Origin of the sequence: Paenibacillus septentrionalis (assembly GCF_042659865.1) — a bacterium.
Classification (GTDB): domain Bacteria; phylum Bacillota; class Bacilli; order Paenibacillales; family Paenibacillaceae; genus Pristimantibacillus; species Pristimantibacillus septentrionalis.
On record NZ_JBHSTE010000001.1, the window covers coordinates 195,265 to 211,410 of the forward strand.

Sequence of the window (16,146 nt, forward strand, 5' to 3'; positions counted from 1 at the left end):
TCTATGCAAGCAGCTTAAATTTGAATCCTCATTATTTCTTGATACGCTGCGACCACTTTATTGCGAATCTCCGAGGTTAGTTGCAAACTTAATTGAGATTGATTTGCTGCAATCAATACTTCAGTAGCATCCACTTGACCCGCTAAGTATAAATCATTCTTTTTATGAACTTCAGCTTCCTGCGCAGCCACATTGCTCAATGCATCATTCAAATACGCTCCAAATGACTTCGTGATCTCTGCTGTTGTTTTTTGGCTGGCATTGTTGGTAGGCTGGATCGTTTTCAAAGCATTAATGGCATTTGTAGAAATTGGCTCAATCATTAATCCACTCAATCCTCTCTATAACTGTTTATTTCCCTAATTCAAGAGCCTTCATAAACATTGACTTTGTAGCATTTAATGCAGTCACATTAGATTCATAAGCTCGAACCGCGGCAATCATGTCGACCATTTCAGTCGCTATGTCGACATTAGGCATGTGAACATACCCATCTTCGTTCGCATCTGGATGTGAAGGATTATATACCAGCTTTGTCGGCGAAGCGTCTTCGACGATTTTCGTCACATTTACTCCCTTGAACTTATTGGTTGCATCTTTACCATTCAATGCATGATTGAACAGAGTAGAGAATGATTGTTCATTTGAATTCATAACGACCATTTTTCGTTTATATGGGACATATTCCCCATTCACATAGTCTGCTCTAGTCGTCTCTGCGTTCGCAATATTCGAGGAAATAACATCCATTCGCATTCTATTTGCGGTTAGCGCAGAAGCACTAATATCAAACCCATTCGTAATTTTCACGTATGATTACCTCCTGTACTACTTAGCTCCTGTAATTGCAATTCTCATCATCGTAAAGTCATGGTTCAATTGTTGGACATAAAAATTGTAATTCAACTGGTTTTTGGCTAGTAGTGCCATTTCTGCATCCAAATCGACATTGTTGTTGGTCGTATTGTTCATTGATGTCGAATGATCTGTTACCAACTGTGCAGTAGGTAGTCGTAAATTCCCTTTTCCAATTGGAATATGCTTCTCATGAGTCCGTTTTCCACTGATTGTTTCGGCGTTATTATCCAGATGTTTTGCTATCAGATCCTCGAAAACGAGCTCCGACCGCTTGAAGTTAGGGGTTTCAGCGTTCGCGATGTTATTGGAAATGACACGCTGTCTGGATTCTGCAGCATACAGTGCAGATTCCATTCGTTGGAAAGAAGCGTTGTTGACAATTTTCACTAAATTCACCACTTTCATTCTTCCTCACTAGGAAGATTTATTCAACATGAAACCGCAAAATCCTCTATTTTTATACAAGAACATTAAAAAAATATAATAAAAAGTCGAAACATACACTTATATCATCTTTAATTTCCTAAAAATATACAATAAGAAAAAAGCCCTAACTTCCAAATGAGTTAGGGCTTTTTAACTAATATTTGATTTTACATTTTTCTACTACTGTTTGTTCTTTTCAAGCTCCTGAAGCAACTGATGATTCAAGATTTTAATGTACGTCCCTTTCATTCCCAGCGATCTGGTTTCGATCACTCCAGCACTTTCCAATTTACGCAGCGCATTAACGATTACGGAGCGAGTGATGCCAACACGATCTGCAATTTTCGAAGCAACAAGTAGGCCTTCCTTCCCTTCCAATTCTTCGAAAATGTGCTCTACTGCCTCTAGCTCGCTATACGACAAAGAACCGATTGCGACCGATACAACAGCACGGCTTCTGGCCTCCTGTTCAACCTCCTCGCTTCGTTCCCTTAAAATCTCCATACCAACAATTGTACTACCATACTCCGCTAGCACTAGATCCTCTTCTGTCAAGCTACCAAAATGCCGAGTCAGCAACAATGTGCCCAACCGATCCCCGCCGCCAATTATTGGTACTATAGTCATAATTTCCGTATCGCCTAATCTGTGAAGAATGTCTGATTCCATTACAGGGGAAGAGACATTGGTATTTGTTTCATCAATGTCCAGCATTACGTTATTCATTTCATTGGAAAAACGCAATTCCTCTGTACGCAAGGAACGCAGAAAATCATGAGCGTGAACGTCAAGCGCAGCGCATCCCAGTATTTTTCCACGACGGCTAACAACAAAAACATTCGCCTGAATCGTAGAGCTTAATACTTCAGCCATTTCCCTAAAACTAACCGGTTTTCCCGCGGCGCGCTGAAGAAGCCGGTTCAATGTACGTGTTTTACTTAATAGACTCATTAAGAAGTGCCTCCTAAAAACTGTTGCTGCTATAAAATATATTGACTCAAGTCGCGATCTTTGGCAATACCGCCAAGCTTTGCTCTCACATACTCAGGCGTGATTGTCATCTGCTCCAGCGTTAATTCCGGTGCTTCAAAGGATAAATCCTCAAGCAATTTCTCAAGAATTGTATGCAGACGTCTTGCTCCGATGTTTTCCATATTGCGATTCACATCTGCTGCAATCGAAGCCAGCTCCTTAATCGCATCCTCAGAAAAATCAATTTTGATGCCTTCTGTTTCCAAAAGTGCTGTGTACTGCTTCGTTAAGGCGTTTTGCGGTTCCGTTAAAATTCGTACAAAATCTTCCTCGGAAAGTGATGTCAGCTCAACCCGAATCGGGAAACGTCCTTGAAGCTCTGGAATGAGATCAGATGGTTTAGCAATATGAAAGGCTCCAGCCGCAACAAAGAGGATATAATCCGTTTTAACGGGCCCATACTTCGTCATAATCGTCGAACCCTCTACTATTGGTAATATATCCCTCTGAACACCCTCGCGCGATACGTCCGGTCCTGAGCCGCGAGAAGGAGCTGCAATTTTATCAATTTCATCGATGAAGATAATTCCGCTTTGTTCAGCACGAATGACAGACTCTGCGATTACTTCATCCATATCAATCAGCTTATTCGCTTCCTGCTGGATAAGCACCTTTCTCGCTTCCTTAACAGGCAAGTTGCGTTTTCTAGGTTTTTTCGGCATTAAAGAGCCTAATAGATCCTGCATATTCATGCCCATGCTATCCATGCCTTGACCGCCTGCCAGCATATCCATCATGGACGGCATATTGTCCTCAACCTCGATTTGCACCTTTTCATTTTCCAGCCTACCTGCTGCCAAGTCTTCTCTAACCTTGGCACGACGCTCAGAAAGACCTTGATCAATCGTTGAATCCTTCTCTTCCTCTTGCTCTCCCTGCATGTTGCCAAACAGCATCTCAAACGGATTTTTGTTCGACTTCTGCTTGGAAGCGGCAGGTGCAAGCAAATCGACAATTCGCTCATTTGCCAGCTTTTCAGCCTCATCTTGAACGAATACAACCTTTTCTGATTTCACCATACGGATTGCCGTCTCTACCAAGTCACGCACCATTGACTCAACATCGCGGCCTACATAACCGACTTCCGTAAATTTCGTTGCTTCTACTTTGACAAAAGGAGCCTTGACAAGCTTTGCCAAGCGGCGTGCAATTTCTGTTTTACCGACGCCAGTAGGTCCAATCATTAATATATTTTTTGGAACGATCTCATCACGCAAGCCTTCATCAAGTATGCTTCTGCGATAACGATTACGAAGCGCTACTGCAACAGAGCGCTTAGCATCTTTTTGACCAACGATATAGTTATCCAGCTCCGCGACAATTTCGCGCGGCGTAAGAGCCTTATTATTCATATCCTATCGCCTCCGCTTCTAGTTTAGATCTCTTCCACAATAATATTGTGATTTGTATATACGCAAATTTCAGCCGCAATTTCCAATGCGCCACGAGCCATATCCTTCGCTTCAATATCAGTAGTGTGGCGCTTCAATGCACGAGCTGCTGCCAGTGCAAAGCTGCCGCCTGAACCGATTGCAATGACATCATCGTCAGGTTCGATAATTTCACCGTTTCCTGAAATAAGCAGCATGCCTGTTTTGTCCATAACAATCATCATCGCTTCAAGCTTCCTCAGCACGCGATCAGATCTCCAGTCCTTGGCAAGCTCCACCGCTGCACGCTGCAAGTTGCCGTGATGCTCCTCAAGCTTTGCTTCGAACTTCTCAAACAACGTAATCGCATCAGCGACTGAGCCAGCGAAGCCAGCGACAACATGTCCGCGATACAGACGACGCACTTTTTTTGCTGTCCCCTTCATGACCATTGAGTTGCCAAAAGTAACCTGACCATCACCAGCTATTGCACCTTTGCCATTATGTCGAACCGCACATATTGTAGTGGCGTGAAATTGCATTTCCATTATGATTCCTCCTTATTCCATATTGGCTATCTGAGTGAACTCCATCTTGAACGCAAATTACAGAATTTGTTGCTTGAATTGCTGAATATGCTCCAACGCACGATTAGCGATAGCTTCATTTTTTTCCTTCTTATTTCGAATTTTATTCTCAAGAGGAGGAAAAAGACCGAAGTTTGCATTCATTGGCTGAAAATGTTTGAAATCTGCTGTAGTAATATAGTTGGCCATGCTGCCAAGCGCAGTTTGCTGCGGAAGCTCTACAAGCTCCTCTCCTTTTGCCAGCTTGGCAGCATTAATTCCTGCTATTAATCCAGAAGCTGCGGATTCCACATAGCCCTCTACGCCTGTCATCTGACCAGCAAAAAACAGGTTTTCACGCTTTTTCGTTTGGTAGGTCGCCTTAAGCAAGCTTGGTGAATTGATAAATGTGTTTCGGTGCATGACCCCATAGCGAACAAACTCCGCATTTTCAAGACCTGGAATCATCTGAAACACTCGCTTTTGCTCTCCCCATTTCAAATGAGTTTGGAATCCGACCATATTGTACAGCGTACCTGCTGCATTATCCTGTCTGAGCTGAATAACCGCATAAGGCAGTTTTCCTGTATGAGGATTAACAAGACCAACAGGCTTCATCGGTCCAAATAGTACCGTTTGTCTGCCTCTTGCTGCCATTACTTCAATCGGCATGCAGCCTTCAAAATATACTTCTTTTTCGAATTCTTTCAATTGCGCGACTTCTGCAGTAATAAGCGCTTCATAGAAAGCGTTGAATTCCTCTTCCGTCATCGGACAATTCAGATAAGCCGCCTCTCCCTTATCGTAACGAGAAGCCAGATACACCTTGTTCATATCAATAGAATCTTTTTCGATTATTGGTGCAGCTGCATCATAGAAATAGAAATATTCCTCTCCCAGCAATGCTTGAATCTCCTTCGACAACGACTCAGCTGTCAACGGACCTGTTGCAATGACAACGATTCCATCTTTTGGAATCTCCGTTACTTCTTCATTGCGAACCTCGATTAACGGATGCTGATGCAAGCGTGCAGTCACTTCACCAGAGAACCCTTCACGATCTACTGCCAATGCGCCTCCAGCTGGTACCGCATGTTGATCCGCACAGCTCATAATAATCGAATCCAGCATGCGCATTTCTTCTTTAAGTACTCCTACTGCATTCGTTAGGCCATTGGCGCGCAAGCTATTGCTGCACACAAGCTCTGCAAACTGGCTGGTGTGATGTGCAGGCGTTTTTTTCACTGGTCTCATCTCGTAAAGTACAACCTCAACGCCCTGCTTGGCAATTTGCCAGGCAGCTTCACTCCCCGCCAATCCTGCACCAATGACTGTAACTTTTTGCTTATTCAATTCATTCATCCCCTTGTAAGACTTGTTCGTATAGAAAGACAATATCCTCCCAATAGTGGGAGGATGGTTCGTCACTTTTACTCATCGTTTTCCTCAACGATTTCTTCACTATAATCACAACCAGGACACTGCAGACGAGCGCCGTTACGATTACGCTTCTCTACGAGCCCCTGTCCGCAGTTCGGACAGTTTTTATTGGTAGGCTTATCCCATGATACATAGTCACATTCCGGATAGGTATCGCAGCCATAAAAAATTCTGCCTTTTTTGCTACGTCGTTCAACCACTTTACCTTTGTGACATTTTGGACATTCAACTCCAATGTCTTTAACAATAGGCTTCGTGTTTCGGCAATCCGGAAAACCTGAGCATGCAAGAAAACGTCCGAAGCGCCCCATTTTATAAACGAGCGGCTTGCCACATTTTTCACATAACTCGTCGGAAACCTCATCCTGAATTTCGATTTCCTTCATTTCTTCTTCCGCGACCTGCAGACGCTTTTCAAAGGTTTCGTAAAAATCACTTAGAACCTTTACCCAATCCTCTGTGCCTTCCTCAACATGGTCGAGATTGTCTTCCATATTTGCTGTAAATTCTACGTTTAGAATTTCCGGGAAAAACTCTTCCATCAATTGATTAATCAGCTCGCCCAGCTCGGTTGGAAAAAACTTTTTCTCTTCAAGAGCAACATAGCCACGCTTTTGTACCGTTTCTAGCGTTGGGGCATACGTACTAGGTCTGCCTATTCCTAATTCCTCTAGCGCTCTTACTAGGCGAGCCTCCGTATAACGAGGTGGAGGCTGAGTAAAGTGTTGCTTCGGATCGATATCTGCGGGCGTTAATTGTTCATCCTTCTGAAGTGCTGGTAAAAAGGTATACTCCTCAACCGTTCCATCATCATTACCCTCAACATAGACCTTCATAAAACCTGCAAACTTAATTTTAGAGCCGGAGGAGCGGAACGTTGCCTCTCCCACTTTAAAGTCTACGGTCATGGTATCCAGAACTGCTGAAGACATTTGACTTGCAGCAAAACGATCCCAAATCAGTTTATACAGTCTAAACTGATCTCTAGACAAAAAGGGCTTCATCGTCTCAGGATCTCGATAAATTGAAGTCGGACGAATCGCTTCATGAGCATCCTGGGCTCCGCTATTTTTTTTCGTATACTGTTTAGGTTCTGCAGGAATATAATCTGCACCGTACTTTTCCGTTACGTACTCTCGCGCCTCTTCCTGTGCAACAGGTGAGATCCGCGTTGAGTCCGTTCTCATATAAGTGATTAAACCGACTGTGCCTTCCTTGCCTAGCTCAACACCTTCATAGAGCTGCTGAGCAACTGACATCGTTTTCGATGCTCTGAATCCAAGCTTGCGCGCAGCTTCCTGCTGTAATGAACTCGTAATAAATGGTGGAGAAGGGTGACGAAGTCTTTCCTTTTCCTTCACCTCAGATACGGTAAAGCTTTCATTATCAATGGAGCGAAGAACTTCATTTACTTCTGCTTCATTATTCAGCTCTTTTTTCTTTCCGTTTAGACCATAAAACTTCGCATCAAACGTTTGGTTCAAATGATTGAGCTTAGCTGTAATCGACCAGTATTCCTCTGGTACAAAGGCGTCAATTTCATTTTCGCGGTCAATTATAAGCTTAACGGTAACGGACTGCACACGACCAGCAGACAATCCCTTTTTAACTTTCTTCCATAATAAAGGGCTAATTTTATAACCGACAAATCGATCCAGAATACGTCTAGCCTGTTGGGCATTCACTAAATCCATATTAATTTGTCTAGGCGTTTTAAATGCTTCCTTTACAGCTTGCTTCGTAATCTCATTAAATACAACTCGGCACGGCTCCGTACCATCAACCTCAAGATAATGCGCGAGATGCCAAGCAATCGCTTCCCCTTCGCGATCGGGATCGGCTGCCAGATATACGCGTTTCACTTTTTTACTTGCATCTTTAAGCTCTTTCAGAACGGAACCTTTTCCGCGAATTGTAATATATTTTGGATTAAAACCATTTTCCACATCTACACCAAATTGACTTTTAGGCAAATCACGTATATGTCCCATGGACGCTTTCACAATGTATTTGCTACCTAAATATTTACCAATCGTTTTGGCTTTGGCGGGTGATTCTACAATGACTAACGAATCTGCCATACGAGGTGCCTCCTCTTTAAAACAAGTTACAATGCAATATATATCGATCCAGGCTGTAGCTCTATGAATTGTTTTATACATAAATGTAGCAGAAGAACGTTTAAATGTCCAAATGGGATTAACGTATGCTCATGAATCTCATTAATGGAGCGAGGCTGTTCTTTTATATAGGAATAGATAACTTGCTCTTCTTCTGTTAATGTACTCTCCTGCCGATGAGTCTCTTGAAGCGCAGGCTCATTGGAGGCATCATAACGATTCACATCTTTTTTCAACCATGATAGTTCCTCAAACAACTGTTGTGAGGACAATAGCATTCTAGCATATCCTTTCTCAATAAGGAAGTTTGGCCCATTACTTTTCTGTGAATAGATCGAGCCAGGCACAGCGAAAAGCTCACGATCCATGTCCATTGCATGCCTTGCCGTGATCATTGAACCACTCTTCATTTCTCCCTCAATGATTATCGTTGCTCTGCTTAATCCGGCTATAATTCGATTACGCTGATGAAATTGTCCGGGATGAATAGGAGCAGCAACCATGCTTTCAGATATTAGCAATCCTTGCTCTGCCGTTTGTTCGTATAATGCAAAATTATGAGCAGGGTAGCATTGAGTAATGGCACAGGGCAGTATCGCGATCGTGCTCGCTTCCGTGTTTATCGCTTCAGTATGCGCGATCGTATCAACACCATTAGCAAAGCCGCTGACAATCGTTAAGCCAGCTAATGAAAAATCACGGCTAAATTGTTTCGTGCAGCGAGCACCATACGATGTTGGATATCTTGTCCCTACAATCGCTGCAGCTTCACGCCCCAGCAGCTCTGTTCTGCCCTTCACAAATAAAACCCATGGCGGCTGGGCGATATGCTTAAGTAGCTCAGGATATTCGTCATCCCAAATCGAAATCGACTGAAACGAAAGTCCCGCTTCCATTTCAAGCAGTTCATCCTGCTCAGGGTAAGAATATGTTTGTTGAAAATGAATCAGGCTGGCAGACAGCTTTTTAGAAAAACCCAAAGCTTGCAGCTCCTCTAGTGTCCACTTCTCCTGTTCAATATAATGATGCTCTATTAATTTATGTACGGTATGCCATCCAGCACCCTGCTGCTTCATGACCTCTATAACAAAATGTTTAAGCTGCAGTTTATTCATCGATTCACCCTCACATCGAGCAAATCTTGCAATCGCACTTCTACATTGTGCCTTATTTTAAATAGTAATTGCAAGTATTGCTCCTGAAATAGAATAAATTTTCTAAAAAATACGAAAAGAAGCCTTATCTCCATGTCATGAAGATAAGGCTTCTTGCCTAACCATTTATACTCTTTGTAATTATGATTTAACCGTTCTTACTTGATCAAGCATTCCTTTTTCTTCTAGCAGGCTCACAAGCGTAGAGCCCATCTCAGAAGGCGTTGGCGCAACACGAATGCCGCATGCCTCCAACGTTGCAATTTTCTCAGCAGCAGTACCTTTACCGCCCGAAATAATTGCACCTGCATGACCCATGCGTTTTCCTGGAGGAGCTGTTGCCCCGCCAATAAAGCCTACAACTGGCTTCGTCATATTGGCTTTGATCCATTCAGCCGCTTCTTCTTCAGCCGTACCGCCGATTTCACCGATCATAATAACAGCATGTGTATCAGGATCGTCATTGAAACGACTTAAAATATCGATAAACTCAGAGCCCTTAACAGGGTCGCCGCCGATACCGACAGCTGTAGATTGACCGATACCGCGAGTTGTTAGCTGATGAACAGCTTCATACGTAAGCGTTCCTGAGCGTGATACAACACCGACATGACCTGGAGCATGAATATAGCCTGGCATAATACCGATTTTGCATTCGCCTGGCGTAATAACACCTGGGCAGTTTGGACCGATTAGCACCGAATCCTTACCTTCCATATAGCGTTTTACTTTTACCATATCAAGAACCGGAATGCCTTCAGTAATACAGATTACAAGCTCAATACCTGCATCAACTGCTTCGATTATTGCCTCAGCTGCAAATGCTGGCGGTACGTAGATAACAGATGCTGTCGCACCCGTGCCTTCAACCGCTTGCGCTACTGTATTAAATACTGGCAGAGAGACTACTGAACCATTTTCTAGCGTAATCTCAACGTTCGTGCCGCCTTTTCCTGGCGTCACGCCACCAACCATTTGTGTGCCGTAATCTAGCGCGCCTTTCGCATGGAACAAGCCCGTTGCGCCTGTAATCCCTTGCGTAATAACTTTAGTATCTTTATTCACTAAAATTGCCACTTAACTCACATCCTCTGAATGTTTTCGTGTATAAGCTATGACTCAATCCACTATTTCACAAGCGCGACAATCTTCTGAGCACCGTCTGCCATAGAATCAGCTGCTACAATGTTTAGACCTGATTCATTTAGAATTTGTTTGCCCAGTTCAACGTTCGTGCCCTCCAGGCGAACAACTAGCGGACGATCTAAGCCGATCTGCTTAGCAGCCTCTACAACACCGTTAGCGATAACATCACAACGCATAATACCGCCAAAGATGTTCACGAAAATCCCTTTTACCTTTTCATCAGATAGAATAATCTTAAATGCTTCTGTTACTTTTTCAGTCGTTGCACCGCCCCCTACGTCAAGGAAGTTAGCGGGCTCGCCACCGTAATATTTAATAATATCCATTGTAGCCATCGCCAGACCAGCACCATTAACCATACAGCCAATGTTGCCATCAAGCGCAATATAGCTAAGATCGAATTTCGATGCTTCGATCTCCTTTGGATCCTCTTCGTCTAGATCACGCAGCTCAAGGATGTCCTTGTGACGGAACAGCGCATTGGAATCGAAGTTAAGCTTCGCATCTAGAGCCATAACTTGTCCATCGCCTGTCACAACAAGCGGGTTAATTTCTGCAATAGAGCAATCTTTTTCCACGAAAGCGCTGTACAAACTAACCATAAACTTTGCAGCCTTGTTAATCAGTTCATTCGGGATGTTGATTGCATATGCTAATTTGCGAGCTTGGAATGCTTGCAAGCCAATTGCTGGATCAACCACTTCCTTGAAAATTTTCTCTGGAGTACGGGCAGCTACTTCCTCAATTTCCGTACCGCCTTCTTCTGATGCCATCATAACGACACGGCCTGTTACGCGATCAAGCACTACACCAATATAGTACTCTTTTTTAATATCGCAGCCTTGCTCGATTAGAAGTCGTTTTACTTCCTTACCTTCAGGACCTGTTTGATGAGTAACAAGTGTTTTCCCTAAAATCTCGGTTGCAAAAGCACGTACCTCATCAAGATTTTTTGCTACTTTAACTCCTCCAGCTTTACCTCGGCCACCAGCATGAATTTGGGCTTTAACGACAACTACACCTGAACCCAGCTCCTCTGCAGCTTTCACCGCTTCGTCAACTGTAAAGGCTACTTTGCCCTCAGGTACAACGACGCCGTATTGTTTTAGTACAGCTTTGCCTTGATACTCATGGATGTTCATGTTGAAATCCTCCATTTCACTGACTTATTGCAGTCATATGTACAAAGAAACTGCTTACATTGTAACATTTTTCTTTGATTTAATCCTCTTTTTCTTTAAAAATAGTGAGCTAATTTTGCTATCATATTTATCTCAAAATGAGATTGTACCCATATATATGCATAATAATGACAGAATTTGAATTTCCAACAACAATTTATGCGAAAAGTATGACAGTTCATTCCAATTTGTGCTACGATAGAAAGAAATTAGATGAAACACGTGAGGAAGCACCTCCATTATTTTGGAGGTGCTTCTCTTTTTATGTACACAACGATTCATAGCGCAATCGTAGTAGGCGTTGACGGCGTTGGCATCGCTGTCGAGGTCGATATTGCGCATGGCATCCCACAAACTGCGATTGTCGGTTTGCCTGATTCAGCCGTTCGAGAATCCGTGGAGCGTGTTCGCTCCGCTATTCGCAACAGCGGCTTTCAGTTTCCGCTTGAGAGAGTAACGATCAATCTTGCCCCCGCCGCTTTACGCAAGGAAGGCACGACCCTTGATCTTGCCATTGCAGTTGGATTGCTGCAAGCATCCAATCAGTTAACGCTTGACCTTAAGCAAACACTATTAATTGGAGAACTTTCGCTGGATGGAACCGTCCGTCCAATTCAAGGCGCTCTTGCTTTGCTGCAACACGCGAAGCAAAGCGGCTATCACCAGATTATACTACCAGCTAAAAATGAACAGGAAGCTCATTTGCTGTCGGATCTTCACATTTACCCAATTTCTCATTTGCGTGATCTGAAGGAGCTTGCCTATCAACCTACCAATGGCTCTTCGCGTACGAACACTAACTTGATCAGCTACACCACCGAGCTTGATCTTGCCGATATCGTTGGGCAGCAGGAAGCGAAACGCGCTCTGCTCGTCGCGGCAGCAGGTCGTCACAATATTATCGTCTCAGGACCACCCGGCGTTGGAAAAACGATGCTGATGCGAAGATTGCCTACGATATTGCCAAAGCTTAGCGAGCAGGAGGCGCTTGAGGTGATGAAAATCCACAGCGTTGCCGGCAAGTTGACGCTGCAGGACCGTTCGATCAAGCGACATCCGCCTTTTCGCGCACCCCATCATTCGATATCAACGGCTGGCCTTATTGGCGGTGGCACGATACCGAAGCCGGGAGAAGTGACATTATCGCATCACGGCGTATTGTTCCTTGACGAGCTGCCGGAGTTTTCACGACAAGTGTTGGAGCTGCTGCGCCAGCCTCTGGAGGAGCACAGCGTGACGATATCACGCGCGCGTCATCATATCACGTTCCCCGCTTCGTTCATGCTTGCTGCTTCTTGTAATCCGTGTCCTTGCGGCTATCATGGCTTCGCTACCGAGCAAATCAGCTGCACATGCACCCATCAAATGATTCAGCGCTATCGTTCAAAGCTATCTGGCCCACTGCTCGATCGCATTGATATTCAACTGGATATGGCACGCCCCGCAACGCTTGCTGCCAATCAGCAGGATCAAGCATATAGTTCGGCCAAGCTAAGAGAAAAGGTTATGCATGCGGTCGGAATTCAGCAGGCGCGCTATAAGGGTCAGCATTTCTCCTTCAACAGCGATCTGCCTTCCTCTGCATTGAAAAAATATGCTGCGCTGCCGAAGGAAGGAGCCCAGCTGCTTGAGCATGCCTTCAACAAGCTTGGATTAAGCATGCGAGGATACAATCGCATCGTCAAAATCGCTCGTACAATTGCAGACTTGGAGCAATCCAGCAACATTGACGTTGCCCATGTGGCTGAGGCTGTTCAATATCGAAAGCTTGATTTGTTTTAATACCAGTAACTGAATCGCACGTTACGATGAATTGAATTGATAGAAGGGGATCCTAATGGTCTGCGTTTTAGACGTCACATACCATTAGAAGCCCCTTTAAAATGCATGCTGGATATAATTTGCCTTTAGCTGCTCTCCTATTTTCTCAACCAATACTGCATCAAATCGTACAGGCTGATCGTGTAGTCGATGCTGATATAGATAAATCTCTGCCAATCGCCTGACCTGCTGCTGCTTTTGCCATGTTACAGCCTCCAGCACAGAGCCGTAACGAAGTTCTGCTGATTCGTTGCTTGCTTTAGCTGTCGATCTTGTTCGCACCTCTACAAATACAAGCACATCTCCATCCTTCGCAACTAAATCAAGCTCTCCGGAAGCACATCTCCAATTTCGCTTCATGATATGAAGGCCATGCTCTTGAAGCACCTGCGCTGCGTATGCTTCGCCAAGCTGACCTAACTGCTTACGATTCATACTCTTCCCACTCTTTCGCTCGTTGATCGGCACGATATACAAAGCTTAGTATTTCTGCTACTACCGCAAAAAGCTCAGGCGGTATTTCCTGATCGATATCGAGCTTGGACAACACTTCGACTAATGAACGATCCTCCTGGATCGGCACTCCATTCTCCTTAGCTGACTCCAAAATCCGTTCTGCAAGCTCACCCTGCCCTTTTGCAACGACAACAGGAGCAGTATCCGATAACGGATCGTATTTCATCGCTACCGCTTTTTTCAGCTTGGACATTTTTTCATTCATATTTTAAAGTCGACCCCTTTATATCTAGCGGAGTTCAGCTGATCGATATCAGGCGGGATGATAACGAGCTTCCCTTCCTCCTGACTATTCGTCTCCTGACCATTCGTCCCCTCTTCCTTAATCGGAATTGGTGTTGCACGCATTGATGACATCATGTAGCCAAGACCGTAAAGCGCCTCACTGATTTCAGGCTTGAAGGCTTCTACAATTGGCGCAGCTGCGGGGTGATCATTCCATAGGTTTAAGCTGACAATTTTGTTTACGATATTCATATCAACTAGCGTAGGACCTAACGCATTCATCTGCAGATCAAATACGATCCGACAGTTTTCGGAGTCGAGCTCCCCCTTGCGGTCTCTGCGCGTTTGGATATGCACCGATGCAGTCTGCCCATTACTCGCATCCTTTATCGGAATGAACATCGTAATATGTGAAAATACGGAATGATTGCGCTCAGCAGACAGCATGAGCTGCTGCCCTGTAATCGCATGAACAAGCTGCTGCGCTGTTTCCTTTACTTGTGCAGGAATATCTTGCTGCTGCAGCATCTGAATCAATGCTGATTTTACGTTATCCTGTACGATGTGCTGCATATTTGGCTGCTGTGACGGGTTCACAGTTTGAGGCTGAGCCTGTGCCAGCTGAGACTGCTGCTGAGCATGCAATGCAGAAGTGTCAGCTGGCAATGTTGCTTGCTGCATTACTGCTTGAGCGCTGCTTCCATTAGCGTTACCCGTTTGTGCCCCAGCTGCGTTAGCAGCAGCATCTGCTGGCATAGCTGGCATCTGGCTATTAGCAGCCGCTAATGCTGGACCGTTCGGCTGGCCTGCGATCTGCGGCATCGTTGCAGCTTGCTGCGGCTGCGCATTTGTCACACTCGCTTGTTCTGCTGGCGCTTGCTGCACGTGCATTATATTGGCGCCTGTTTGCGGTTGAACCAGCGGCGAGCTGTTCAATTGAGCTGCCACCTGGTTCCCTGTATTGGAAATTAAGGTAGACTGAACCGTTTGTTGACCCACACCAGATTGCGCAATGAACGAACCTCCTGGAGCTGATGCGGTTAGCTGACCTGACGTCTGCGTCATATTCCCCGTTCCAGTGGACTGCGCTGCTTGCGAAGCTGAAGCATTGTCCTGCTGTACAAGCTGTTTTCCTAGTGCTGCTTCGTAATTCACTCCGAGCCATTTTAACAGCTGTGGCAGTAATGTCTGGTTTGTAGTACCTGCTGTCGTTACCTGCCCAGAAGCACCTTGATTAGCTTGTGCTGCCGCTTGCTGACTTGGATTCGCTGCAACGGACTCTGCTTGAGGCTGAGGTTGACTTGTAGTCGCTGCTGCTTGATTCACATTTGAATTGGCAGTTGCTGCAGCTGCCGGCTGTGCGGAAACAGTTGATTGTAGAGCTTGTGTCTGCAATTGATTGAAACCCGTCCCTTGCTGTTGCGTTGAAACAGCTGTCTGCGCTTGACTATTTGTTTGCGGAGTAGCCATTATCGATGGATTGGCAGCTGGCTGCAGCTGTGTTCCAGCACTCCCCGTCGCTTGTTGTCCTGACAGCTGTCCTAACAGCCCAGAGCCTTCATTCAGCAACGCAACAACCCTTGACAACAAAGCTTGGGACTGCTGCGACAAATTCCCTTGTAACGCCTGTTGAAGCTGTCCACGCAGCTGATCGATTAAGCTATGCGCCTGCGTACCACTTTGCAGCTGATGAATCGCTGCAATCGTTGCCTCTGTCATAGGCAATCCTCTTTTGAATGCGGTAGCTGCTGCTGTCATCCACTGCTCTTGCGTAACTCCTGCTGGTTGAAGCTGAGCTGCCCGTTGAAACGCAGCTGCTGTTTCCTTATTCAATGCAAAGCCTTCCTTGCGCAAATCCTTTACCAAATCATTGGCCCATGCTTTGTCCGGAAGATTGAGTGTCTTCAATATATCTTTCATCGGGTCTTGCAATCCGAGCGTTGTTGGGTCGACCTGCTTCAAATGAATATGTCCGCTCTTTGAATCAGGCTGAACCTGAAGCAAAGAGGCTTGACCCTCCATAATCGGCACCTCGAGCTTGGCACGCACTTGCACCCCGTTAATCGAAACCGTCGCTTCATTATTTGCAAATTGCTGTAGAACAACGCCGCGTACAACTTGTCCGACACGCAGCTCAAGTGTTCTCACTTCATTGCTTACTGCATCGCCTAATATGCCCTTCATATGATTAATATTCATGTACGCTGCTCACCTCTTTCTACTACTATTCATTATCGGCTGAGCAGCTATGTTTCTTGAAGAGCTTGCATTATATTTTTCTGCTTGGAAAA

Annotated in this window: 15 protein-coding genes; 1 reads left to right on the forward strand and 14 read right to left on the reverse strand. The window is 44.9% G+C overall.

The window, feature by feature from the left end:
* Positions 1–14 precede the first annotated feature (14 nt).
* The 11 genes from fliE to sucC form a co-directional block, all read right to left on the reverse strand.
* A complete protein-coding gene (gene fliE / locus ACFP56_RS00940) occupies positions 15–323 on the reverse strand; it encodes a flagellar hook-basal body complex protein FliE (protein WP_379230125.1) in 309 nt (102 codons plus the stop codon).
* A 28-nt stretch (positions 324–351) separates the two neighbouring features.
* Positions 352–810, reverse strand: coding sequence for a flagellar basal body rod protein FlgC (gene flgC / locus ACFP56_RS00945; RefSeq protein ID WP_379230127.1), 459 nt, complete (start codon positions 808–810; stop codon positions 352–354).
* 18 nt (positions 811–828) lie between these two features.
* Positions 829–1,257: a flagellar basal body rod protein FlgB gene (gene flgB, locus ACFP56_RS00950; protein WP_379230130.1), complete on the reverse strand. Its 429-nt coding sequence runs from the start codon at positions 1,255–1,257 to the stop codon at positions 829–831.
* 207 nt (positions 1,258–1,464) lie between these two features.
* The gene (codY, locus tag ACFP56_RS00955; RefSeq protein WP_379230132.1) at positions 1,465–2,235 is read right to left on the reverse strand and encodes a GTP-sensing pleiotropic transcriptional regulator CodY; all 771 of its coding nucleotides are present in this window, start codon (positions 2,233–2,235) and stop codon (positions 1,465–1,467) included.
* Between the two features lie 29 nt (positions 2,236–2,264).
* Entirely contained in the window at positions 2,265–3,668 is a 1,404-nt protein-coding gene (gene hslU / locus ACFP56_RS00960; RefSeq protein WP_379230135.1) for an ATP-dependent protease ATPase subunit HslU, read from the reverse strand.
* 23 nt (positions 3,669–3,691) lie between these two features.
* Entirely contained in the window at positions 3,692–4,234 is a 543-nt protein-coding gene (hslV, locus tag ACFP56_RS00965; RefSeq protein WP_379230137.1) for an ATP-dependent protease subunit HslV, read from the reverse strand.
* A gap of 57 nt (positions 4,235–4,291) precedes the next feature.
* Entirely contained in the window at positions 4,292–5,614 is a 1,323-nt protein-coding gene (gene trmFO, locus ACFP56_RS00970; protein WP_379231726.1) for an FADH(2)-oxidizing methylenetetrahydrofolate--tRNA-(uracil(54)-C(5))-methyltransferase TrmFO, read from the reverse strand.
* A gap of 68 nt (positions 5,615–5,682) precedes the next feature.
* Positions 5,683–7,773, reverse strand: coding sequence for a type I DNA topoisomerase (topA, locus tag ACFP56_RS00975; RefSeq protein ID WP_379230140.1), 2,091 nt, complete (start codon positions 7,771–7,773; stop codon positions 5,683–5,685).
* A 26-nt stretch (positions 7,774–7,799) separates the two neighbouring features.
* Positions 7,800–8,927, reverse strand: a complete 1,128-nt coding sequence (gene dprA, locus ACFP56_RS00980; RefSeq protein WP_379230142.1) for a DNA-processing protein DprA — start codon at positions 8,925–8,927, stop codon at positions 7,800–7,802.
* A gap of 180 nt (positions 8,928–9,107) precedes the next feature.
* Complete coding sequence (gene sucD / locus ACFP56_RS00985; protein WP_379230145.1) at positions 9,108–10,043, reverse strand: succinate--CoA ligase subunit alpha; 936 nt, start codon at positions 10,041–10,043, stop codon at positions 9,108–9,110.
* A gap of 50 nt (positions 10,044–10,093) precedes the next feature.
* The gene (gene sucC, locus ACFP56_RS00990; RefSeq protein WP_379230148.1) at positions 10,094–11,254 is read right to left on the reverse strand and encodes an ADP-forming succinate--CoA ligase subunit beta; all 1,161 of its coding nucleotides are present in this window, start codon (positions 11,252–11,254) and stop codon (positions 10,094–10,096) included.
* Positions 11,255–11,557: 303 nt separating this feature from the next.
* On the opposite strand from sucC, the gene ACFP56_RS00995 reads away from it, so the two are divergent.
* Entirely contained in the window at positions 11,558–13,075 is a 1,518-nt protein-coding gene (locus ACFP56_RS00995) for a YifB family Mg chelatase-like AAA ATPase (protein ID WP_379230150.1), read from the forward strand.
* A gap of 96 nt (positions 13,076–13,171) precedes the next feature.
* Here ACFP56_RS00995 and ACFP56_RS01000 read toward each other — a convergent pair whose 3' ends face one another.
* From ACFP56_RS01000 to ACFP56_RS01010, 3 genes are read right to left on the reverse strand one after another with little or no spacing between them, the layout of a single operon-like run.
* A complete protein-coding gene (locus ACFP56_RS01000; RefSeq protein WP_379230153.1) occupies positions 13,172–13,549 on the reverse strand; it encodes a YraN family protein in 378 nt (125 codons plus the stop codon).
* Entirely contained in the window at positions 13,539–13,835 is a 297-nt protein-coding gene (locus ACFP56_RS01005; RefSeq protein ID WP_379230155.1) for an EscU/YscU/HrcU family type III secretion system export apparatus switch protein, read from the reverse strand. The genes ACFP56_RS01000 and ACFP56_RS01005 overlap by 11 nt, the downstream gene beginning before the upstream one ends.
* Complete coding sequence (locus tag ACFP56_RS01010; RefSeq protein WP_379230157.1) at positions 13,832–16,054, reverse strand: hypothetical protein; 2,223 nt, start codon at positions 16,052–16,054, stop codon at positions 13,832–13,834. Before ACFP56_RS01010 ends, ACFP56_RS01005 begins: the two co-directional genes overlap by 4 nt.
* Between the last annotated feature and the right edge of the window lie 92 nt (positions 16,055–16,146).